This is a genomic window from Rheinheimera hassiensis, assembly GCF_022436675.1.
GTDB classification, from domain to species: Bacteria; Pseudomonadota; Gammaproteobacteria; order Enterobacterales; family Alteromonadaceae; genus Alishewanella; species Alishewanella hassiensis.
In genome coordinates this window covers 203187-226297 of sequence record NZ_JAKUJZ010000004.1, presented here as the reverse complement: position 1 = coordinate 226297, position 23111 = coordinate 203187, and the positions used below count along the sequence as shown (strand labels likewise).

The following is a 23111-nucleotide window of genomic DNA, read 5'->3' as shown; positions in this document are numbered from 1 at the left end:
GGGCAATTGATAACTTTAAAATAGCAAATAAGAATCTTCTATATCTTTTTGAAATATAAGCAGTAAAAAATCACCCGCCAAAGCAGTAAAACACAGCCCAGCCACAGCGTTTTTACTTTGCATTTGCAGCACATAATAAAAAAAGCAAGAAGGTAACGCATTTTGACAACTTCCCCGAAGTGACAAGATTACTACAATGATTGTCGGGGGTTGGCTATTCGGCATGGATGTGCAGGAAGCCGCTAGGTCAGCGCCTGCACAAATGAACATGCTGGCAGTTGCTGACACCTGAAGTAAATCACAGCGTCACTGCCCTATTGTTTGATTTGAATGACTTATAACAAATCACGAGGGGATGTAGATAAAATGGAAAACAGGAAAAAATTTAGTCGGACAGCATTGGCAAAAGCTATGTCATTGCTGCTTGGCAGTACCGCGGGCATGCCGTTATACGCACAACAAGCCCCACAGACCGATACGGTAACACCGGCAGACGTTGAAATAATTCAAGTACGGGGTGTGCGGTCAAGCATGCAGGAAGCCGCTGATATTAAACGTACTTCAATGGGTGTGGTAGATGCCATTTCTGCTGAAGATATCGGTAAGTTTCCCGACACCAACCTGGCAGAATCACTGCAGCGTATTACCGGTGTATCGATAAGCCGTACCAATGGTGAAGGCGCTGAAGTCACAGTACGCGGCTTTGGCGGCGACAATAACATGGTTACCCTAAATGGCCGCACCATGCCCTCGGCCACCACTTATGGTGCAGGCTCAGGTGCTGACGGCACCACCCGAGGCGGTAGCGCCCGGGCTTTTGATTTCTCTAACCTGGCATCAGAAAGTATCCGCGCAGTAGAAGTGTATAAAACCGGTAAAGCCAATATTGCTACCGGCGGCATTGGTGCCACACTTAATGTTAAAACCGCCCGGCCGCTGGATACCAGCGAAACCGTGGCCAGTGTGGGTGTTAAAGCAGCGCACGACACTACTAACCGCACCGGTGACGATATAACACCGGAAGTGTCCGGTATTTTCAGCCATGTGCTGGATAACGGCAAATTCGGTGTCAGCATTTCGGCCAGCCACCAGCAGCGTGATTCCGGTTATACCGGTGCCACCGTTAACGACTGGCAGGTAGATTACTGGGATGATACCGTCGATGCCGATCGTACCTGGAATAACGAGCTCACCAACGTAGTCAATGCACCAGAACAAGGTCAGCTATATGCCCGGCCGAATGATATCCGCTATGCGTTTTCCAATACTCAGCGCAAGCGCGACAATGCCCAGCTGACTCTGCAATTCAGGCCTGTCGACAACTTTACCGCGACGGCCGATTATACCTTTGCCGAGAACAACCTGGTTGAGCACCGTGGCGAAGTGGGTAACTGGATGCAAACCGGTAGCAATACTAAGGTGGTAGAGTTCGACAATAATTTAGTGAAAACACCGTCTTATATTCAGGAAACCTATGCCAGCGCCGTAGATGAAGGTTATGAGCAACAATGGCGCGAGCAAACCAATACGCTGAAATCTGCCGGTTTAAACCTGGAATATCAGGTTAATGATGCACTAACCCTGATGCTGGATGCCCACAGTTCTGAAATGTTCAGCCGCGGCACGGGGCCACGCAACTCCGGCGAACTGGCCGTGGGTTTAGGCGCGCCTATTGTTACCTCGCGTGAATGGTTCTTCGGTGCCGATTTACCCACTTATCAAAACGTGTATGACGACACCTTGCCGGACAAAGGCGCCAACGCCAATGGCGTGGTCGATGCCGGTGATGTCGGCTCATCTATTGCCCGTATTCGTAACGCCAGCCAGGAAAGCAAAATTAAACAGCTTAAACTAGATGGTATGTACGAGCTGGACGATGGCCGTTTTGATTTTGGCGTAGAAATACGCAACATGGAGTCACGCTCTATCCAGACAGCCGGTAACAATATCGCGCTGGGCAACTGGAACGTAGGCAACCCCGGCGAGTTTGGCGATTTAATTCAACCGTTCGACTTATCCGGCGAGTTTGACGACTACAGCCCGCGCTCTGGTGGTTATGGCTTTATTGGCGACCCGCGTGCACTATACACTGCTGCTTTAGACTTATATCCCAACAAGCCTACCACTGTTGAAAGTGCGCTGTCGTATGACAATATCGTTAAAGAAGACACCACAGCCGTGTACTTTCAGGTAGCGTTAGGCGGTGAACTGGGTGGTATGCCGTTTGATATATTAACCGGTTTGCGTTATGAGAAAACCGAATCGGAATCCACTTCACTGATTAGCGAGGTGTATTTTAGCTGGGAAGATAATAACGACATCGTTGCCTATGTCGACTCTACCGTACCGCCAGAGCCGGTTTCAGCAGAAAATGAATACGACTTCCTGCTACCCAGCCTGGACGTTACCCTGAACCTGACAGATGACCTTGTTAGCCGCTTCTCGTACAGCAAAACCATAGCCCGTGCCGGTTTGGGCAGCCTGGGGGTATCGGCGTCTAACTTTGGCGGCGGTGGTGGCTCTACGCTGTTGGGTGCCCAGCCTACTGCCAATGGAGCTAACCCGGCCCTGTTGCCGCTGGAATCCAGTAACTTTGACTTATCACTGGAGTGGTACTACAACCCGTTCAGTTATATGTCGGCCGGTGTATTCCAGAAAAACGTGATTAACTTTATCGGCAGCCGTCAGATAGATCAGCCACTGGAGGGTATTCGTGATGTTACCGGTGGCCCGCGTGCTTTAGCGGCAGCGCAGGCGGTGCGCGATGCTGGCTTCCCGCTGGACGATACTTATTTGTTCGCCATGATGGCATTTACTGAGTTCCGAAACCATCCGGATATGATTGCCAGATATGGCGCTAACCCGCAATTTACCGGTGCGCAAGAGCAAATCGACTTTTTGGCCAGTAACCCAGGCTTTGACTTACGCGCTACCGATGAAGATCCTGAAGTAATCTTCCGTACCAGTACGCCGGATAACAACCGCGCAGCAAAAATATACGGTGCTGAATTTGCTATCCAGCATTTCTTTGGTGAAAGCGGTTTTGGTGTGCAAGCTAACTACACCATAGTGCGCGGTGACGTTGGCTTTAACAACAACGCTGACCCGAACGAGTCGCAGTTTGCGCTGGTAGGCCTTAGTGATACCGCCAACCTGATTGGTATTTATGAAAAAGACAGCTGGCAAGCACGTATTGCCTGGAACTGGCGTGATAAATATCTGGCTGAAGTAAACAAAGGTGGCTCAAATAACCCCAGGTATGAAGAAGCCTACTGGCAAATCGATGTTAATGTCAGCTACGACATTAACGAGCAACTGACTGTATTTGCCGAAGCACTAAACCTGACCGGCGAAAACAGCCGCTCTCATGCCAGGAATGAAGCCATGTTGTGGTATCTGACTGATCTGGGGCCACGCTATCAGATTGGTGTACGTTACGACTTCTAGCCACTGATCCCGCCAGCGGTGCTGGCGGGAATCCGGTATCGGTTGTACATTAATAACCAGGCCGCTATTGCAGCGGCTTTTCCTGACCGACGGGAGTTATTTGCTACACAGCAGACACAGGATGTAAAAATGCCCCGACATACACTGTTAAACAATATTAACCACCAGCACACCCGCGTACTGCACCGCTTTAGCGCAGAATACGGCGACAATATTGCCAGCACGCTGGTGTTTCCTACCGAATTTACCGAACTGCAAAAAGAGTACCCCATTTTGCTGCGCCGTGACGCTGCTGATAATCAGTATCAGGCCATCGCTTTGTTAGGCTTTGCTGCAGATGAAAATTTATACCTGAATAGCCAGCAGCCGTCGGGCTGGGACGCGCGTTATATTCCGGCCAGTATTGAAAAAGGCCCGTTTTTGATTGGTTTTCAGCGCCAGAGTGACGACCCGGACGACGCACCGAACCCGGTAGTGCATATTGATATGGATCACCCGAAAATCAGTGAGCAATACGGCCAACAACTGTTTTTACCGCAAGGCGGCAACAGCCCTTATCTGGAGCATATTTCAGCCCGGCTGCAGGCGATTCATCAGGGCTTGGCTACAGCACCGGCGATGTTCGCTGCTTTCACCGAACTGGAGCTGATAGAGCCGGTCAATATTGAGTTTAGCCTTAACAATGGCGAAAAATACCGCCTGACCGGCAATTACTGTATTAACACTGCCCGTCTGGCCGCGCTACGGGGTGCACAGTTAGAGCAACTGCATCAGGCTGGTTTTTTACAACTGGCGTATGCCATCGTTAACTCGATGAGTAATATCCGCAGCTTAATTGAGCGCAAAAATCATCTGAGCCAGGCGCCAACTGCCACGGTAAGCGATAAACCGCTATGAGCACGGCGCTATGCTGAATATTAGCCGCCGTTGCCCTATTGTTGACACCTGCCAAAGCGGTGTTTTACCGGCAGAAATCGTCAATGCCAAACAACCGGTGGTGCTAAAAGGTCTGGTAAAACACTGGCCTATGGTGCAACTGGGGCAGCAAAACCCGGCCTTAGTGGCCGATTACCTTAACAGCCACTACAACGGCAAACCCACGCAGGTGTATTACGGCGAGCCCGGCCTGAATGGCCGCTATTTTTATGATGACAGCGACAGCAAACTAAATTATCAAACCCGGATGGGGCGGGTAGATGAGGTATTGCAGCATATCCTGGCCTGGCAGGAGCAAGCGCAACCACCGTCTGTTTACATTGCATCTAACCTGTTGCAAAGCCATTTCCCTACCCTGCCCGATCAACACGATATGCAGTTACCCAAAGCAGAGCCGGGCTATGCCACAGAGCCAGACCGCGTCAGTATCTGGCTGGGCAACCGCTCGTTGGCGGCCTGCCACTATGATGTCTCAGAAAATCTGGCGTGCTGCGTGTTGGGTAAACGCCGTTTTACGTTATTTCCGCCAGAGCAAGTCAGCAATTTGTATCCGGGGCCACTGGAACCGACGCCGGGCGGCCAGGCCATCAGTATGGTCGACTTTAGCAAGCCGGATTTACAGCGTTTTCCTAAGTTCCCCGCTGCCGTAGCTGCCGGCCAGATAGCCGAGTTAGAACCCGGCGATGCCTTATATTTACCCAGCATGTGGTGGCATCAGGTAGAAGCGCCGGGCAGTTTTAATATCCTGATCAACTACTGGTGGAGCACCGCGCCGCGCTACACCGGCTCGGGTATGAACCTGCTGTATCACGCCCTTTTGTGCCTGCGCGATAAGCCCGAGCATGAACGCCGCGCCTGGCAGGCGCTGTTAAATCACTATGTTTTTGATGACCCCAAACAAGCAGGGCAACATTTGCCTGAAGCTGCCCGCGGTGTACTGGGCGAGCTGGATGAAATGCAGGCGCGCCAACTCAGAGCCATGCTGCTAAACCGGTTAAATCGCTAAAAAATATTATAAAAATCACAGGGAGCAGACCATGCAACACAATACCGTTAAAAAAGTGGTGATAGCCGGTGGTGGCACCGCCGGTTGGGTAGCTGCAGCCGCCCTGTCAAAACGGCTAAAAGGCTTAATTGATGTAGTGCTGATAGAGTCAGAAGAAATAGGTACTGTCGGCGTGGGCGAATCTACCGTGCCACCGGTACAGCTGTTTCATAATTTGCTCGGTATAAACGAGCAGGAGTTTATGCAGGCTACCGATGCCACCTTTAAACTGGCTATCTCGTTTGAAAACTGGGGCCAACAGGGCGACCATTATTTCCATCCCTTTGGTGTCACCGGCAAAGGCAGCTTTCTGACCGATTTTCAGCACTATTATTTACACGGTTTAAACCAGGGCATAGCCGCACCTTTTGGCGACTATTGTTACGAGTTACAGGCAGCCAAACAGCATAAGTTTGCTAAAACTGAGCAATCCAGTATTAACTATGCCTACCATCTGGATGCGGGTCGTTATGCCCGCTTTTTACGCCGCTTTAGCGAAGAGTTAGGCGCAGTGCGCATTGAAGGCAAAATTGCCCAGGTGCAGCAGCATGTTAACGGCGATATCCGCGCTTTGGTGCTGGAGTCTGGCCAGGAAGTTAGCGGCGATTTGTTTATCGACTGTACCGGCTTTCGCGCCTTGCTAATTGAACAAACATTAAAAACCGGTTACGAGCGCTGGGATCACTGGTTACCGTGCAACAAAGCGGTAGTAGTACAAACTAAGCCGGGCGCCACTATCCCACCTTATACCCGCGCCATGGCGCATGATAGCGGCTGGCAATGGCGTATTCCATTGCAACACCGGGTTGGTAATGGCCTGGTGTATGCCAGCGATTATTTATCCGACGAGCAAGCCAGGCAACGTTTGCTGAATAACCTGGAAAGCCCGGCAACCATGGAACCGCGGATACTAAGCTATCAAACCGGCCGGCGTAAAAAGCTGTGGCATAAAAACTGTGTTGCGATTGGTTTATCCAGCGGTTTTATTGAACCACTGGAATCGACCAGTATTTTCCTGTTTATGAGCGGCATTATCCGCTTACTGCGGCTGTTTCCTTTTAACGGCGTTACACCGGCGTTAACCGATGAATATAACCAGCAATCTATTACTGAAGTGGAGAAAATCCGCGATTTTATTATTCTGCATTATCACCAGACCGAACGTAACGACAGCCCGTTCTGGAACTATTGCCGCACTATGACGATCCCGGACTCGCTGGCGCACCGTATAGAGCTGTTCCGCGAAAGTGCTCATGCCTTTCAAACCGGCGATGAGATGTTCCGGCTAGAATCCTGGAGCCATGTCATGCTGGGGCAGCGGTTACAACCGCAAAGTTATCATCAGTTGGTGGCAGGCCTGCCACCAAAGGATTTACAGGGGCATCTGCAGCAAATTCGTGACACGATAACCCGCGCGGTTGACAAACTGCCGCAACACAGCGACTTTATACGTCATTACTGCCCAGCAGAGGATTAAACACCATGCTAAGCCAGCATCCTGCTATGCAGCTTACTGTGCAGCACCCGGGTAACGAGCAGTCACCACTGCTGATTGTCGATAACTTTATCGCCGAACCAGAGCGGTTACTGGCCGATGCCTGCCAGCAGCACTTTGTCGCCAACTCGCCCTACTACCCCGGCGTACGCGCGCCTGTGCCGCAAGCGTATCAGCAAGTGTTGCTGCAAAGCCTGACACCGGTATTGCAAGACGTTTTTGCCCTGCCTGCCGGCAGTTTGCACTTTTCAATTTGCCATTATTCGCTGGTAACCACGCCACCGGCACAGTTAAAGCTACTGCAACGTATTCCGCATTTTGACACCACCGAAAAACACGCCCTGGCGGCAGTGCACTATTTATTTCACGGCGATCAGGGCGGCACTGCGTTTTACCGCCACCGTAAAACCGGCTTCGAGACTATTGATAACGGCCGTACCACAACCTATTTCCGCTCAATGGAGGCAGAAAACGGCGGCCCGAATATTCCCGCTGCCGATGCTGGCTATATCAATGGCGACACCGCGCTGTTTGAGCAAATTGGCGCGCAGCAAGGTGTATTTAACCGGCTGATTATTTACCGCCGCCATGCGTTGCACAGCGGCTCTATTCCAGCCGATGCCAACCTGTCTGCTGATCCTGCAAAAGGCCGGTTAACCATTAGCAGCTTTATCGACCTGCAGCCAGAGCCTGGCTAAACACTACCTATGCCTTGTCAGACGGCTTAACTCGTATTCGGCGGCAGCACAAATATCAGCTGTACCTGCAAGTTGTTGTAAGTTTTAAATAAGCGGTGTAGTGTTCTGTACATTAAATGAACACAGATAAACCCGTGTTTAACTGCGGGTCGACCCGCCGAATAAGCGTTAAGTGCACAGGGAGAATATATTTGAAATCGACTTTAGCTTTAATTTTTTTGATGATTAGTTTCAAAATATTTTCTCATACTTGGGATGAGCCTTGGCATAAAGAAGTTGTAGCCGGTTCCGATACTTTTGGCCTGTATGAGATTGTAGGTAATTCAGGATTCTCTGTTAATCTAAATCTTATCAAGCATTTAGCAGGTGAAAATGCCGATAAAGAGATTGAAGTATCACAATATTATTTGTTTGATCGGACGTCCAATCCTTCAGATCTCGATGACCACCCTTTTGAATATTCAAAGGGACAAAGGGTATATGCATTTCTTAAAAAAGAAGGAGATCGCTACGCAGTGGCAACTCCTATGTCTGGTATTGCGACAATTCTCGAAGATGGTAGCGTGCATGCTACCTATAGGCATAGTGTGCATGGTGCAAAATCTGATCCTCAAGAATATGAAATACTCCAGACATGCATATTTAATTACCTACATGGTTTGGAATGCCAAGCCCACGCTGTGGCGTTGGTCAAAAAGACTCTAAAGATCCCAGTGGGGGTTTTATCAGAAAGTGCTTCTGATGAAGATGTGGACCGTTTTTTTAGTCAGCACGCAGCCCTTGAAACATCTTATTTAGCAAAAATACCAAATTCAATTGATGTACTCAGACCGTTTTTGGATTCAGATTTTTTTCATGTTCAAGCTGGTGCGGTGAGAGCCCTTGCTGCTAGCAATTACTCGAATAAGGAAGGTGAACTTTTATCGTTTGTCGCATCTGACGATAAAGACGGGATGGCGAGGGTTATGGCTGTTTTACTTTTAAATGAGTTCCCCTCAGAAAATGCCGTTATTTTTCTAAACGAATACTTAACTAGAGCGCCTGAAGAAGAAGTGTCTTTGGGAGCAAACAGTATTATGGATCCAAGAATTGGTACATGGTACCCGGAGAGCGTAAAAGCTGCAGTTGAGTGGTACTTGGCTGAAAACAAAGCACTTAAAATCAATGCAGCCGGCCGCTAACACGGCGGCTGATTGAAGCGTTATAGCCACGGAAAAGTTATGAGTAAAAATCAGTCTCCTTACATGCTTGAATCAGCATCAGAATATCTACGCGCAGCTGCTGTGCTGTGGGGGCAACCAAATCTTTGCGGGGTAGCGATGGTTAACGCAGCCATCGCAATAGAGATTATCCTTAAAAGCTTTACTGCAGAGCCAGCCGATAACCTGCGAAAAGGAACTGTAGGTGAACAATACAATGGTAAGAGACAACATCTGCTCACCAAGATTGCAAAGGAAATTGACCCTGAAATCTATCGCGAGTTAGGCTTTCACAATCATGATTATTGGTTTAAACAATATGATGATTTGTTTGTAAAGGCTCGTTACCCTTATGAGCCGGATGCACGCGGTGGCCTTACCGAGATCCCCATTAAGGTCGGTATCGAAATGTTTAGGGCTACGATCGAGTGGTATAAAAAGACAGGCAACCCCGATCAATGGGTAAAGCATTATCCTGAGGTCGCAGGTGGTGGCTTATAGTAATCGCTATCAAAAACGCACCCTTTGGGCGTTTGACTCGCAACAAGTTGCTCGCGTTTGTGGCCGGGCGTTAAGTGTAATTATTGATGGGGAAATCAACTGTGAGCGATGATTACGAAGGTATTATGGCCTCAGCTCGGGAATCACTGTTTATCGCAGAAAACTTTGGTAAAGAGAGTGTTCGTCAAGAGCGCGAAAGTCAATTAGCATCAGTTAGGACAGCAGAGATAGCGGCGAAGCAAGAAGCACTTTTACATGAGGCTAATGAAATAGCCAAAGAAGCAAGAGCTGATGCGGATATTGCAAAGAGAGAGACTCTTAAAGCAACACGCAGAGCATTTTGGTCAAACGTTATAGCAACGCTATCGCTTATAGTGGCAATCGTATCACTTGCTGTTACTGCTTTTCAGTACTTCTCTACTGCCACGTAACAATTCAAGGCAGTGGGGCCATTATGTGATCTTTGGTGTAACTAGAAAATTTCGCTGTGAGAACCAATTCGGGCAAGTTGCAGGGTGTTATTAGCAATTCTGTAAATTAGAATGAGGTCTGGCTTGATATGGCAATCTCTAAAACCAAGCCAGTTTCCACTAAGGGGATGATCAACATTCTTTGCGGCGAGTGCTTCGCCGCGCTGCAGCTGAGAGATGATATTCCCAACTTCCAGAATGTCGGGAATAGGCATCTTAGCAATTTTTTTGAAATCTTTTTTAAACTGAGTTGAATACTCAAGGGTAAGCACTTTGTACTTTGCCTTCGGTTAACTCATCTAACATTGCATCAACAGATTTACTTTGCTGACCTTTACCTGCTGCCAGTTCTTGAATTGCAGCTGCAGTGGTTTCATTTGGTTGGCGTGCTTTAATCTCAAAAGGTATACCGCCATGATTGATAACAGCACGCGCAAATAGCTTAAGTGCCTGAGATGGGCTTAGCCCGACATCATCACAAATGCTGGTAAATGCGACTTTTGTGTCATGATCTATGCGTGTGCTAAGCATTTCGCTTTTCATGATAACTACTCCAAAGTGTGTTGCAATGTCAGACATTGTAGCACATGGTCAGACTATCAGATAACAAACGACCATTCGCGCTTCCTCACCCCATTCACATAGGCGGGCTATGCTCCTGGGGTTTCGCTCACTTGTCGCCTTGCTACAGCTGCAATCACTTTGGCTGGTAAACAAAGGGCGATGCCGGTAAGCCTGCCTGGTTATACAGCACCGCATCCGGGTTATCGGCCCAGGCGTAACGCACGGTTAGCGGCGCTTTAATATCAGCATGCGACAGCACTACTTGTTTACCCTGTAGCTTTACCTGCGCCCAGCGATACTTGCCGTCGCTGCCAGCGATAGCAAAGCTCTGGCCGGGTTTTAGTACCAGTTGCTGATCAAAGCTGAGCAATAATTTATTGCCCTGCGCCTGTACCGACAACAACTGCGGCCCCTGATACGGCACATCTTCGCCCAGCGCCACCGCTCGTGCTGCTAAAGCCAGCCGCTCTGCTAAGGTTTTTTTATCTACCGGATGAATATCGTTCCATTCGCCAACATCAATTGCCACCACCATAGCGGTATTGGCTTCTGTTAAACTCTGGCGCTGCGCTTCGCGTAAACCGGCCCAGTGGCTGTCGGTCGGCTCTGGTGTTTTTTCCAGATAATTGGCCAGCTGGACAAATAAAAACGGCAACGGCTGTTGCTGGCCGCTGTTTTGCGCCCATTTTGCCCGCCAATCGCGGATCATCGCGGTAAAACGCGGCTGATACTGCGCATACTGGCCAACATTAGATTCACCCTGATACCAGATCACGCCTTTAACCGGCAGATAGGTTAATGGCGCGGTTAAGCCGTTAAATAAGCCCAGCGGTTTCCAGCGGATAAAGGTATCACCGGGTAACTGCTCTGCTTTGGCTGAGCTTTGCATTTTCCACGGCCCGGCTAAATCCAGCTGGCTGTTATCTGTGCCGAGCCAATAAGGCTTATCTGGCATTAAGCCGGTTTTGCCATTGGTGGCGGTAATACGCACTGCCAGCAGGTTGTTACCGGCTTTAAGCAGGTTTTCAGGTATGGCATAACGGCGCGGCGGGTACTGATAGGTGGTGTTGCCCACCAAGGTGCCATTGATATACACCTCATCGGCATCGACGATAGAACCAAGCCGCAAGGTATTGGCCTCGGCCGCCTGTTTGGCAGTTAGCTGCACCGTTTTACGCAACCACCAGACACCGGTAAAGGGTTCAGGCCGAAAACCCGGCACGCTAAAACTGGCCCAGTTGCTGTCGTCCAACGCGGTGCTATACCAGGGTGTTTTGCTGGTTAAGCCCGCATCTCGCTGCTGTAAATCGCCATACCACTTGGCATTTTTTGCCTTGTCGGCCTCAGTAACCGCCTGGATCAGCTTATCATCGCGAAAGCGGATAGCTTCAGCCAGCGCATCAGGAAATGGCTGCAGCGCCTGCTCGCTCATCCAGGCTTCAACCGGCGAGCCACCCAGCGCATTATTTAAAATGCCGATGGCGACGCCGTCATCTGCTGCAACAGAATGCTCAAACAACTCGCGGGCAAAATAAAATGCCAGCGCAGAAAACTCGGCAATAGTGTCCGGGCTGGCGGCAACCCACTGGCCGCTACTAAAATCCTGCTGCGGCGTTTTAAAGTTGTAATGTTGCGGTACTTTAAACTGGCGGATTAACGGATAGCTGGCGCCGGTTAAATCCTGCGGATAGGCTTCGGCCAGGCGCGCCATCTCCATTTCCATATTAGACTGGCCCGACGCCACCCAGACATCACCAAAATAAATGTCCTGCAGCGTGATCTGGTTATGGCCATGAAAGCTCAGCTGATAGGGCCCACCGGCAGCTTGCGCTGGCAGCTTAAGCTGCCAGCGGCCGTTGGCAGGCTTTGCCTGCCCCACGGCTTTGCCATTAAAGCGCACTTCAACAGTTTCATCCGCGCCGGCCCAGCCCCACAGTGTAATAGCCGTATCGCGTTGCAGCACCATACCATCGCTAATCAGTTTTGGCAGGCTGACATCGGCAGTTGCCAGCGGGCTAAGCAGCAGTGCAATACACAAACTGGCTTGCCTGAGCACTGCAACACTGCTGCCGGGCTTTAGTTGCCGCATGTGGCGTTGCCTTCGTTTTGCGCCAGCCGCACATTGGCCAGTTGCAATACCAGGCCAGCGCCACCTTGCAGCACCATCGGCCGGGTAACTTTGCTGATATCAAAAGTGCTGTCGGCTTCGCTAAAGCAGCGCAGCGCAATTTTCATACTCTGCCAGCCCTTACCCTGCATTTGCGCCAGCTGGCCGCTGATATCAATATTGGCACTGCAGTTGTCGCCGCATTGCATGCCAAGCGTGGCGTTGCTGTTGCCCAGTGCCAGCACCTGATATTCCAGCTCCAGCGCCATATCGCCGTTAGACTGACGGGCTAAATCCAGCACCACACCGTCGGCATGGGTTAGCAGCACTGTGCCAGGTTGCACAAAGCTGAGCGTAACCGAGTCTTCCTGCTGTAACCGGTCTGTGGCTGTGGCCGTTAATGCGCCACGGGCTGAGGTATGCAGTGCGTCTGTTACCCGCGTGATCTGGCCCTGATCGAGTAACTGCAACTGCCAGGGTGTTACGGCTTTGCCGGCGTGCAAATAACGGCTGGCATTGAGCATTTGATCAGCGCTGATACCGGCATTCTCATGTAGTTGGCCAACTGTTGTGTTGTCGCTGTACTGCAAACCGTAACCATAGGCAAACAGCGGGTTGTAGCCCGCATCGCCCACGTTAAGCGGCTCGCCTTTGGCGTTATCCGGCCAGGAGAATGACAATTTGCCCTGAAAATCATGCCGTACCGTACCGCCCGGCGAGCGGAACAGCACATCGGCCACCGCCCCGCCTTCGCTGCCGGGTAAAAACGCTGCGACAAAAGCATCAGACTGATTCAGCTCAGGGTTTACCCACAATGGCCGGCCGGATAAAAACACCGCCACGGTGGGAATACCCTGGCTTTTTAGTTGGGTCAAAATTTGCAGCCCGCGGTTGTCATCAAACGCCAGATGGCTGCGATCGCCAATAAACTCGGCATAAGGCTCTTCACCAAATACCACTATGGCGACGTCAGGGCGCTGGCTGTAACGGCCGTTTTCGCTTAGCTCAACACTACCGCCCCCGGCGGTAACCGTTTGCAGGATACCGGCATAAACAGACTCGCCATGAGGAAAATCGCTGTTGGCATTACCCGAGCCCTGCCAGCTTAATGTCCAGCCGCCGCTTTGCTTACCAATATTATCGGCACCATCGCCCGCTACCAGTACCCGGCCTGTGATGCTTAACGGTAACAGCTGTTGATTATTTTTAAGCAATACCAGTGATTTACGCGCAGCCTCACGTGCCAGCGCCCGGTGCTGTGTATTGCCCAGCAGTTCATAACGCCCGGCCAGTGGCCGCTCAGAGGGTTTTACCTGCTCAAATAAGCCCATTTCTGCCTTAATGCGCAGTATGCGCAGTACAGCCTCGTCCAGCCGTGCCATCGGCAGACGGCCGTCTTTTACCTGCGCAAGCGTATTGGCATACAGTGCCTGCCAGCTGTCCGGCGCCATATACATATCCAGCCCGGCAATAACCGAAGCTGCACAATCTGTTGGTGTACAACCGCTTATCTGGCCATGGCCGTTCCAGTCGCCTACTACAAAACCATCAAAGCCCATGCGGTTTACCAGTACGTCGGTCAGCATAGGGGCAAAGCCATGCATTTTATCGCCATGCCAGCTGTTGTAAGACGCCATCACCACACGCGCACCAGCCTTAACGGCGCTGTAGTAAGGGGGGGCATGTATATCGCGCAGGCCGGCTTCAGTATCAATATTGTCGCCTTGATCTTTGCCGCCTACGGTACCGCCATCGCCGAGAAAATGTTTAACCGTAGCCAGCATATGCTCACCACGCAAAAAGTCTGCAGCGCCCGGCATACCCTGAATACCCTGCAGAATATGCGGCGCATAGCTGGCGACCAACGCCGGGTCTTCGCTGTACGATTCATAAGTGCGGCCCCAGCGGTCGTCACGCGCTACCGCGATGGTTGGCGCAAAGGTCCAGTCCAGCCCGGTTACCTGCATTTCAACAGCGGTAGCACGGCCGATAGCATGCAGTAGCTGGGGTTCGCGCATTGCGCCTAGGCCAATATTATGCGGAAAAATGGTCGCGCCTTTTACATTGCTGTGGCCGTGTACGGCATCGGTACCCCAAATCAGCGGAATATAAGGCCTGCCATCGCTGGTATCGGTACTGGCCTGCCAGAAGGCATCGGCCAGTTGCAACCAGGCCGCCGCACCAACACGGTTATCGCGCCCCGGTGCCGAGTTGCCACCATTTAGCACCGAGCCCAGATAATAATCCCGCACCTGCTGTGGTGTAACCGAGGCAATATCAGCCTGAATAATCTGGCCGACTTTCTGCTCTGGCGTCATCTGGCTGAGCAAAGCGTTAATTTTGCCTTCTATCTGCTGTTTGCGTGCAATCGGCGCGCTTTGCAGTGGCCAGTTTTGTGGCTGGATCAGCGGTTTTTCTGCACCCTGGCTGCTGCCATCTGGCGCCTGTCCCGCACAACCAATCAGCGCCAAACTGCAGGCTAATGCCAGTGTCAGCATGGCCGATAGCTGGCCGCTGCCGTGATATTGCTTGCTTTGTTGCATAATTCCTCCCGCCAGTGCGGTTAGTAATGTTGTGATATGCCCACCGCGGTTATTTATTGCTGATCACGGCCTGGCTCAGATACGCCTTATTGTTAGCTACTTCTGTCACTTCACCTTTGATAACAAAACTGCCTTTTAAGCGGATGTCTGCCGATGAGCTGCCCAACATCAGACGGATTTCGCCCGGTTCCACTACCCAGCGCATGTCCTGGTCAAAAAATGCCAGCAAGTTAACCGGTACGGTAAAGCTCAGTGTGGCCTGCTCGCCGGGTTGCAGCGGCACCCGCTTAAAGCCGGTTAACTGCTGTACCGGCCGGGTGACACTGGCCAGCGGGTCATTAATATACAACTGCACCACTTCAGTACCCTGGCGCTGGCCGCTGTTTTGCACGGTCAGGCTGATCTGCACTTCACCGTTGGCGCGGGCGCCGCTGGCGTCAATTTGCAAATCGCTGTAGGTAAAACTGGTATAGCTTAAGCCATGGCCAAAGGGGTATAGCGGGCTCATGTCGTCAAATAAATAGCCGCGCTTGGCAGAGGCTTTATGGTTGTAATAGCTGGGAATATGGCCGGCACTGCGCGGGAATGTCAGCGGCAACTTACCAGATGGGTTAACATCGCCAAACAGCACATTGGCGATAGCCGTGCCGGTTTCCTGCCCCAGATACCAGGCTTCAATAATTGCCGGTGCTGTTTCTGCCAACTCGCCAAGTGCCAGCGGCCGGCCATTAGTCAGCAGCAGCACCACCGGTTTGCCGGTAGCCAGAACTGCCTGCGCCAATTGCAGCTGGTTACCTACCAGTTCTAAACTGGTGCGGTCGCCCAAATGGCTTTCGGCCCAGGCTTCGCGCGATAAGCCTTCGTTTTCACCTAACACCAGCACCACCGCATCGGCGGTTTTGGCCAGTGCTATGGCTTCGTCCAGCAAGCCTTTGCGGTCGTTATCGGTTGCCAGCGCTATAGGATCGTAGTTCCAGCGTTGCATAGAAAACGTGCCGGCTGTCTGGCTACGCTGGCGGATATCTGAGATAATAAAAGCCTGATTCTCTTCCTGCGCTGCCTCTGTTAATGACTTACTCAGCTGTTTTGTAAGAACCGTACCGCGGGCAAACTGCACTTGCGCTTTGCCCTGCAGTTTTTGTTTTAAGCCCTGATATATACTTACCGTCTGGCGCGGAATACTGCTGTAACCGCCCAGCAATACTTCATCGGCATGCGGGCCAATAACAGCCAGCTTACTAATTTTTGCTGCGTTTAGCGGCAAGATGCCGTTATTTTTTAGCAACACCATCGATTTTTCGGCCACCTGCAGGGCAAAGTCGCGATCGGTAGCGGCCCCTACAATGGCATTGGCCTGGCTGGCATCAACATAGGGGTTATCGAACAAGCCAAGGCGGAATTTCAGCGCCAGCACGCGGCGCACTGCGGTGTCTATCGCGCTTTCGTCTAACTGACCACTTTGCACCAGCGCCGTTAAATGCGGGAAGGTTTTCGGATCCGGAGTTTCCATATCCACCCCGGCCAGCAAAGCGGCCTTGGCTGCTGCGGCCTCGGTGTCGTACAAATTATGGCGGCTGCCAAGCTCTTCAATGGCAAAATAATCGCTGACAATAACGCCGTTAAAACCCCATTCTTTGCGCACTATGTCTTGCAATAAGGCGCGGTTAACATGCGACGGAATACCATCAATTTCATTGTACGACGCCATGATACTGGCGGCATGTGCCAGCTTTACTGCTGCTTCAAACGGCGGTAAAAACACCTCATGCAGCTCACGCGGGGCTATATGTGCCGGGGCAATATTTAACCCGGCCTGCGGCTGCCCATGGCCGGTAAGATGCTTTAATGTGGCGACAACTTTATCTGGCGCAAACTGGCCGGTTTTACCGCTTTTGCCCTGAAAGCCTTGTACCGCTGCAACCCCCATGGCCGACATCAGGTACGGATCTTCGCCCATGGTTTCTTCAATCCGGCCCCAGCGCGGGTCGCGGGCAATATCCAGAATGGGCGTTAAGGCCCAGTGTGCCCCGGTAGCGCGCATCTCGCGGGCAGCCAGTGCATATACATCATGCATATCGTCTGGCGACCAGCTGCTGGCCAGTGCTATTGCCTGCGGAAAGCTGGTGGCATCAAAGGCGGCATAGCCGTGCAGTGCTTCTTCGTGCATCAGCGCCGGAATACCCAGCCGGGTATTTTCCTTTAGCCAGCGCTGCAGTGCGTTGTTAAATTCTGCCGTTTGCTGTGGTGTTTTAAATTCGCTCGGCCGGCCAATATGGCCAATACCAAGCGGGATAATTTGGGCCGCTTTGTCGGCTAAAAACTGCTGTTGCTGGTTTTCCATACCCCGGCGCTGTTGCCACACCGTTTGCAGCTGGGCGACTTTTTCTTCCAGCGTCATCCGCGCCAGTAAATCGTCTAACCGTTGCTCGGTGCTCAGGCTGGCGTTTTGATAAGGCTGTTGCGCTAACACAGCAAATACTGCGCTAACCCCTAATAATGCTACAAGCAGTTGCCTGGCCATGCGGTGCCTCCTGTTTAGTCGCGGTACGGTGTTAAGGTACGGATCCGGCCCTGGGCGTCATGCTGCAGTTCAGCCATTTTTACCGAGCGCAAATGGGTTACCCCTTCAGACAGCACCGAGTCGTGGTAAAACAGATACCATTTACCGTTAAATTCGCAGATAGAATGATGGGTAGTCCAGCCGATTACCGGTTCCAGAATGCGGCCCTGATAAGTAAAGGGGCCGTAGGGATTGTCGCCGGTGGCGTAGCAAAGAAAGTGCGTATCGCCGGTAGAATAAGAAAAGTAGTATTTACCGTTATATTTATGCAGCCAGGACGCTTCAAAAAAACGCCGCTCAGTATCACCGGCCAGTAAGGGCTGGCCGTGTTCGTCCAGGATTAAAATTTCGCGCGGCGCTTCGGCAAATTCAAGCATATCCTCTGTTAGCCTGGCCACTTTGGGCCCCAGTGCCGGTTGATCGGCAGCCGGCTCGGCATATTGCGCATCATAATGGTTATTGCGGTAATGCTGTAACTGGCCGCCCCAGATGCCGCCAAAGTACAGATAATAGCTGCCGTCATCATCGGCAAACACGGCCGGGTCTATCGAGTAACTGCCCTGTATTGGTTGCGGTTGTGCCGTAAAAGGCCCGGCTGGGCTCTCACCGGTAGCAACACCCAGCTGAAAGCGGCCATCGGCTTTTTTCGCCGGAAAATAAAAATAATATTTATCGCCTTTTTTTGCCGCATCCGGCGCCCACATTTGCCTTTGTGCCCAGGGTACGTCGTTAATATGCAGCGCTACGCCGTGATCCACAGCAAGGGCATCCGGGCCGTCCAGCGACAGCACGTGGTAATCCTGCATAGCAAAATGATCGCCGTTATCGTTAAACGGGATGCCGGCATCAATGTCATGCGACGGGTAAATATAAATACGGCCATCAAACACATGCGCAGACGGGTCGGCAGTGTAAATATGCTCTACCAGTGGCTGCGAAATTGCTTTGGCTTTTAATGCTTTATAATCGGTGTCTGACATTGCGTTATTCCCCCTGCAGCAAACCGGCCGCAGCGCGCCGCTGGTTTAGCTCTTGTTCAATCTGAATTTCTTTATGTTTATTAATTTCATAAACAAACATGCAGGCCACGCCGAGTAAAAACGGCAGCGCAGCATATAAACTGACCGACAATTTAATGCCGTTGATGGTGTCTTCTGCCTGGGTGGCTAACAGGGCGTCATAGCCATAGTGCGCCAGAATACCGGCCACCAGAGCGCCGCCAATGCTTAGCCCCAGTTTGAGGCCAAAAATCATCGCTGAAAAAATAATGGCCGTGGCGCGGCGGTGGTTTTTCCACTCGGAATAATCGGCCACGTCGGCAATCATGGCCCACAGCAGCGGAATAGTAATGCCGTAAAAAAAGCCGTGCAGCAGCTGCGATAAAAACACCAGGCCAATGGCGTCGGGCGGCAGCAGGTAAAACAGCAAAATAAACAGCGTAGAAATAAACAGCGCCACAGCAAACACATCGCGCTTGCCAAACCTGTCGGCCAGTGGCTTGGCAAAGCTAATGCCAATGATCATGCAAATAATGCCACCGGCATTAAACAGGCTAAAACCGGAGGTAGGTGCATCTTTAGGCCAGAGAAACTCGTTTAAACCCATGTCGGTAAGCATGGCATTAAGCCCGGCAATAAAGCGGTTAAAGCCGATGTCATCGAGAAAACCGGCGATATGGGCTTCGCTAAGATAGTGCTCAAAGTAAAAAATATACATGCCGCCTTTTAGCGCCAGCGTAATAAACACCAGCACTGTTAACAACAGCAGAATAAACCAGGGCTTGTTGTGTACCAGATCGCCTAAGTCATCACGAATACTGGAGGCACCGCTACTAAGGGTAAGCACCCGCTCTTTGGTGGTAATAAAGGTGATCAGAAAAAAAGCGATACCCACACAGGCAAACAGTGTCATGGTGTTTTCAAAGCCCACCGCTTTATCGCCATCACCGAGGATCAGCACCAGCGGCAGCAACAACGCCTGAATAATAAACTGCGCCACCATTACCGCCACAAAGCGGTAGGCCGACAGGCTGTTACGTTCGGCCATATTGCCGGTAAGTACGCCGCTTAATGCCGAATACGGCAGGTTATTGGCCGAATACACCAGCACCAGCAACACATAAGTAGTAAAAGCATAAATAATTTTACCCTGCGGGCTAAAATCGGGCGTGCTGAACGCCAGCAACGCAATAACGCCAAAGGGCACGGCTGTCCATAAGATCCAGGGCCTGAACTTACCCCAGCGGGTTTGCGTGCGGTCGGCAATCAGGCCCATCACCGGGTTAAAGCAGGCGCCAATGACACCGCCGAAAAAGATAATCGCCGCCGCCGAGCCAGCCGGGATCTGATAAACGTCGGTATAGAAAAAAGCCAGAAAGGTCATCAGTGTCTGAAAGATCAGATTAGCCGCCAGATCGCCGAGGCTATAGCCAATTTTTTCCGTCACACTGAGTTTTTCTGTCGTGCTGAGTTTTGCCGTAGCACCTGGGCTAGCTGTTTGCATCTTTGTCTGCCTGTTGATTATCGTTGTTTTTATTCTGTTATATCTGTTTGTTGTGCCGGCAACCAGGCCTGAAACTGCCCGCTTACATGCAACAATGCCAGCATATACAACATGCCATCATAGTAACGGTAATGACCTTCTGGCACCGGCAGCTGCCACAGGGCCTGCACAAATTTACCGGCATCCGGCCCTGTAGCCGCCAGGCTGGCCACGGCGTTCATTGCCACCAAGCCACTTTGCTGAGCGTTATCCAGCTTTTTGCCGTCCAGGCTGTACTGGCTGCTGTAACTGCTTAAGCCTTCACTGACAAAAAACGCCTGCAGCCGGTTGCTTAGCTCTATCGCTCTGGCGTCCTTGCGCCACCAGCTCCAGTCAAAGGACCAGTTCATCGCTGTGCGCCAGGCATCAAAGCGAAAATCGGCCGACTCGGGCCGCCACGATGCAGCCCAGGGGCTGCCATCAAAATTGCCATAGTCCGGTGTCAGGCCGGTGGTTGAATGAGCCGCCTTGCTGAAATAGTCACGGCTAACCTGCGCGGCCTTTTGCCAGAATGCCCGGTCGGCTTCTGGCCCCATTCTGGCCCACACTTCATAAAAGGCCGGTAAATGGTATGAGGAATCGGTATGGTCGGCATTGGCTAAATCGGGTGTAAAGCGCACCATGGCGTGCTCGGGATGAAACAGGTTAGTGGCGGTCTGGTTGCCGCGCTGGGTCTGGCCGGTAATAATGTTGCGATGGCGCATATGCTGCAGCAATTCATCGGCCTTGGCCTTGTACTGGTAAATACCGGTACCGTCGCCCCAGCGCACTGAGGCAAAATATAACGCCGTGGCAAAATATTCTTCACCATCGGGCGCAGGCATCTCATCCAGCGCCACTCCGTCGGTACCTACAGACCAGGCAAAGTAGCCGTAGGCCGGATGCGCCGGGTCGCTATGGTACATATGGCTGACAGCCCAGTTCCACAGCGCATTAAATTCGGCCTGCTTATTCAGCTGTACCGCTATCATCATGCCGTACGACATGCCCTCAGAGCGCACATCATTGTTATTAATATCTGCAATATACGCCTTGGCACCCTGAGCGTTACTGCCATCAGCAAAGTACAGCGCCTGGCTATCTGGTGCGCCATAAAACAGCTGGTTAAAAGCCTGGTTAATTTTGTCATTAATGGCCTGTTGGCTATGACCCTGCTGAGCAAATAAGTTAGCGTAACGGCCACTAACAGCACTGCCCTGCTCTGGCTGCTTTGCCTCACCATTCACTGCCTGCCGGTTAGCCGTACAGCCCGGCAATACCGATAGCACCGATAACAAAAAAAGGCTGCAGGCCAGCATCAGCGGCTTAGTTAACGGCAGTATTTTTGCTGCAGGCATCATGGATATTGCTACTTCTATAATGACAATCTGACCTTACCATACAATGCAAGGCCGCTTAGCGGATTAACGAAATGTACTGAAAGAATTATGTTTTTTAACAAGCACACTGCTTAAGTGCAGATTAAACTTTATGCTGCTTGCAGATAACTACAATAACAGGAGTCACTATTTTGCAGCCTAACTCAGTCACCGCAGCGCTCACTGCGACAGAAGCCGACAACCGCGGCTTTATTTTATTTATTACTATAGTCGCCACCTTAGGTGGCTTTTTGTTTGGCTACGACAGCGGCGTAATTAACGGTACCGTCGATGGCCTGCAGCAGGCGTTTAACTCGCAAAGTGCTGGCACCGGCTTTAATGTTGCCAGCATGCTACTGGGCTGCGCCGTTGGGGCCTTTTTTGCCGGGCGCCTCGCCGATGTCAGCGGCCGGCGCACCTTACTGCAGGTAGCGGCGGTGTTTTTTGTTATCAGTGCCTGGGGTTCTGGCGTGGCAGACAGCTCACTGGAGTTTGTGTTTTACCGTATTCTTGGCGGTTTGGCCGTGGGTGCAGCGTCGGTGATGGCACCGGCTTATATATCCGAAGTGGCGCCGGCACGTTATCGCGGCATGCTCACCACAGTGCAGCAAATTGCCATTATCTTTGGCCTGTTTATGGCCTTTATCAGCAACTATCTGCTGGCAAAATTCGCCGGCGCGTCCACCGCTGTGCTGTGGCTCGACTTTGCCGCCTGGCGCTGGATGTTCTGGATGGAGCTTATTCCGGCAGTGCTGTTTTTACTGATGTTGCTGTTTATACCGGAAAGCCCGCGTTTTCTGGTACTAAAGGGCAAAACGGCGCTGGCGAAAACGGTGTTAACCCGGCTGTATGGCGACACGGCAGCAACGCGCAAATTAACCGAGATCCAACAGTCGCTGGAGGGTAATCATCAACCACAGCTACGCGATTTATTGGATAAGCAAAGCGGCAAATTACGCCGTATTGTCTGGGTTGGCATCGGCCTGGCAACCTTCCAGCAGTTAGTTGGTATTAATGTGGTGTTTTATTACGGCGCTGTATTGTGGCAGGCGGTGGGTTTTTCCGAATCAGACGCGCTGTTAATTAACGTGATCAGCGGCGCGCTAAGCATTGCCGCCTGCGTTATTACGCTGTTGGTTATTGATAAAATTGGCCGCAAGCCGCTGCTGAAATGGGGTTCTGTTGGTATGGCCATTACGCTGGCGCTGATGGTGCTGGCGTTTGCCAATGCCGATCAGGACGCCAACGGCCGGCTGTTACTTGGCGATTGGGGTATGGTGGCGCTGATTAGTGCCAATGCTTATGTGTTTTTCTTTAATATGTCCTGGGGGCCGGTAATGTGGGTGATGCTGGGCGAGATGTTCCCCAACCAGATCCGCGGCTCTGGCCTGGCGGTAAGTGGCCTGGCGCAGTGGAGCAGTAACTTCCTTATTACAATGACCTTTCCGCTGCTGCTAAGCGGCATAGGTTTAGCCGGTGCTTACGGTTTATATACGCTGGGCGCATTTTGTTCGATATTCTTTGTCGCGAAAATGGTGCATGAAACCAAAGGCACCGAGCTGGAAGATATGCAGGGTTAAAGCGGTGTTCACCAGATGCAATGGCAACTGTTGTTACAGCAGCACTTGTGGCTGCTGCTTTAGCGAT

General features: G+C 51.6%; 17 protein-coding genes. 9 read left to right on the top strand and 8 right to left on the bottom strand.

Going from position 1 to position 23111, the window contains the following annotated elements:
- Positions 1-366 precede the first annotated feature (366 nt).
- The 8 genes from MJX74_RS09760 (at position 367) to MJX74_RS09725 (ending at position 9752) form a co-directional block, all read left to right on the top strand.
- A complete protein-coding gene (locus MJX74_RS09760) occupies positions 367-3447 on the top strand; it encodes a TonB-dependent receptor (protein WP_240222679.1) in 3081 nt (1026 codons plus the stop codon).
- Positions 3448-3576: 129 nt separating this feature from the next.
- Positions 3577-4344: a SapC family protein gene (locus MJX74_RS09755; protein ID WP_240222678.1), complete on the top strand. Its 768-nt coding sequence runs from the start codon at positions 3577-3579 to the stop codon at positions 4342-4344.
- 10 nt (positions 4345-4354) lie between these two features.
- A complete protein-coding gene (locus MJX74_RS09750; RefSeq protein ID WP_240222677.1) occupies positions 4355-5389 on the top strand; it encodes a cupin-like domain-containing protein in 1035 nt (344 codons plus the stop codon).
- Positions 5390-5420: 31 nt separating this feature from the next.
- Complete coding sequence (locus MJX74_RS09745; RefSeq protein WP_240222676.1) at positions 5421-6905, top strand: tryptophan halogenase family protein; 1485 nt, start codon at positions 5421-5423, stop codon at positions 6903-6905.
- Between the two features lie 5 nt (positions 6906-6910).
- Positions 6911-7621, top strand: a complete 711-nt coding sequence (locus tag MJX74_RS09740) for a DUF6445 family protein (RefSeq protein ID WP_240222675.1) — start codon at positions 6911-6913, stop codon at positions 7619-7621.
- A gap of 191 nt (positions 7622-7812) precedes the next feature.
- Entirely contained in the window at positions 7813-8802 is a 990-nt protein-coding gene (locus MJX74_RS09735) for a HEAT repeat domain-containing protein (protein WP_240222674.1), read from the top strand.
- Between the two features lie 39 nt (positions 8803-8841).
- On the top strand, positions 8842-9321 hold the full coding sequence (locus tag MJX74_RS09730; protein ID WP_240222673.1) for a hypothetical protein: 480 nt from the start codon (positions 8842-8844) through the stop codon (positions 9319-9321).
- A 101-nt stretch (positions 9322-9422) separates the two neighbouring features.
- A complete protein-coding gene (locus MJX74_RS09725) occupies positions 9423-9752 on the top strand; it encodes a hypothetical protein (RefSeq protein ID WP_240222672.1) in 330 nt (109 codons plus the stop codon).
- Between the two features lie 41 nt (positions 9753-9793).
- Here MJX74_RS09725 and MJX74_RS09720 read toward each other — a convergent pair whose 3' ends face one another.
- The 8 genes from MJX74_RS09720 to MJX74_RS09685 all read right to left on the bottom strand — a co-directional run bounded on the left by MJX74_RS09720 (position 9794) and on the right by MJX74_RS09685 (position 21446).
- Positions 9794-10063 carry a type II toxin-antitoxin system RelE/ParE family toxin gene (locus MJX74_RS09720; RefSeq protein WP_240222671.1) on the bottom strand — a complete coding sequence of 90 codons (270 nt, stop codon included), beginning with the start codon at positions 10061-10063 and terminating at the stop codon, positions 9794-9796.
- A complete protein-coding gene (locus MJX74_RS09715; protein WP_240222670.1) occupies positions 10050-10370 on the bottom strand; it encodes a type II toxin-antitoxin system RelB/DinJ family antitoxin in 321 nt (106 codons plus the stop codon). The genes MJX74_RS09720 and MJX74_RS09715 overlap by 14 nt, the downstream gene beginning before the upstream one ends.
- A gap of 118 nt (positions 10371-10488) precedes the next feature.
- On the bottom strand, positions 10489-12444 hold the full coding sequence (locus MJX74_RS09710; RefSeq protein ID WP_240222669.1) for a sialate O-acetylesterase: 1956 nt from the start codon (positions 12442-12444) through the stop codon (positions 10489-10491).
- Entirely contained in the window at positions 12432-15005 is a 2574-nt protein-coding gene (locus tag MJX74_RS09705) for a glycoside hydrolase family 3 protein (protein ID WP_240222668.1), read from the bottom strand. Before MJX74_RS09705 ends, MJX74_RS09710 begins: the two co-directional genes overlap by 13 nt.
- A gap of 49 nt (positions 15006-15054) precedes the next feature.
- A complete protein-coding gene (locus MJX74_RS09700) occupies positions 15055-17526 on the bottom strand; it encodes a glycoside hydrolase family 3 N-terminal domain-containing protein (RefSeq protein WP_240222667.1) in 2472 nt (823 codons plus the stop codon).
- 14 nt (positions 17527-17540) lie between these two features.
- On the bottom strand, positions 17541-18545 hold the full coding sequence (locus MJX74_RS09695) for a glycoside hydrolase family 43 protein (protein ID WP_240222666.1): 1005 nt from the start codon (positions 18543-18545) through the stop codon (positions 17541-17543).
- Positions 18546-18549: 4 nt separating this feature from the next.
- Complete coding sequence (locus MJX74_RS09690) at positions 18550-20067, bottom strand: MFS transporter (RefSeq protein ID WP_240222665.1); 1518 nt, start codon at positions 20065-20067, stop codon at positions 18550-18552.
- Positions 20068-20096: 29 nt separating this feature from the next.
- Positions 20097-21446, bottom strand: a complete 1350-nt coding sequence (locus MJX74_RS09685) for a family 8 glycosyl hydrolase (RefSeq protein ID WP_240222664.1) — start codon at positions 21444-21446, stop codon at positions 20097-20099.
- A 137-nt stretch (positions 21447-21583) separates the two neighbouring features.
- On the opposite strand from MJX74_RS09685, the gene MJX74_RS09680 reads away from it, so the two are divergent.
- Positions 21584-23044 (top strand): sugar porter family MFS transporter, encoded by a 1461-nt coding sequence (locus MJX74_RS09680; RefSeq protein WP_275692736.1) that lies wholly within the window; start codon positions 21584-21586, stop codon positions 23042-23044.
- Positions 23045-23111: the final 67 nt, after the last annotated feature.

What these genes read in the sequence shown, in the direction of transcription:
- MJX74_RS09755 (WP_240222678.1), top strand. Translation starts at nt 3,577, where the DNA reads ATGCCCCGACATACACTGTTAAACAATATTAACCACCAGCACACCCGC.
- MJX74_RS09760 (WP_240222679.1), top strand. Translation starts at nt 367, where the DNA reads ATGGAAAACAGGAAAAAATTTAGTCGGACAGCATTGGCAAAAGCTATG.
- MJX74_RS09705 (WP_240222668.1), bottom strand. Translation starts at nt 15,005, where the DNA reads ATGCAACAAAGCAAGCAATATCACGGCAGCGGCCAGCTATCGGCCATG.
- MJX74_RS09695 (WP_240222666.1), bottom strand. Translation starts at nt 18,545, where the DNA reads ATGTCAGACACCGATTATAAAGCATTAAAAGCCAAAGCAATTTCGCAG.
- MJX74_RS09745 (WP_240222676.1), top strand. Translation starts at nt 5,421, where the DNA reads ATGCAACACAATACCGTTAAAAAAGTGGTGATAGCCGGTGGTGGCACC.
- MJX74_RS09730 (WP_240222673.1), top strand. Translation starts at nt 8,842, where the DNA reads ATGAGTAAAAATCAGTCTCCTTACATGCTTGAATCAGCATCAGAATAT.
- MJX74_RS09700 (WP_240222667.1), bottom strand. Translation starts at nt 17,526, where the DNA reads ATGGCCAGGCAACTGCTTGTAGCATTATTAGGGGTTAGCGCAGTATTT.
- MJX74_RS09740 (WP_240222675.1), top strand. Translation starts at nt 6,911, where the DNA reads ATGCTAAGCCAGCATCCTGCTATGCAGCTTACTGTGCAGCACCCGGGT.
- MJX74_RS09750 (WP_240222677.1), top strand. Translation starts at nt 4,355, where the DNA reads ATGCTGAATATTAGCCGCCGTTGCCCTATTGTTGACACCTGCCAAAGC.
- MJX74_RS09690 (WP_240222665.1), bottom strand. Translation starts at nt 20,067, where the DNA reads ATGCAAACAGCTAGCCCAGGTGCTACGGCAAAACTCAGCACGACAGAA.
- MJX74_RS09710 (WP_240222669.1), bottom strand. Translation starts at nt 12,444, where the DNA reads ATGCGGCAACTAAAGCCCGGCAGCAGTGTTGCAGTGCTCAGGCAAGCC.
- MJX74_RS09715 (WP_240222670.1), bottom strand. Translation starts at nt 10,370, where the DNA reads ATGTCTGACATTGCAACACACTTTGGAGTAGTTATCATGAAAAGCGAA.
- MJX74_RS09685 (WP_240222664.1), bottom strand. Translation starts at nt 21,446, where the DNA reads ATGATGCCTGCAGCAAAAATACTGCCGTTAACTAAGCCGCTGATGCTG.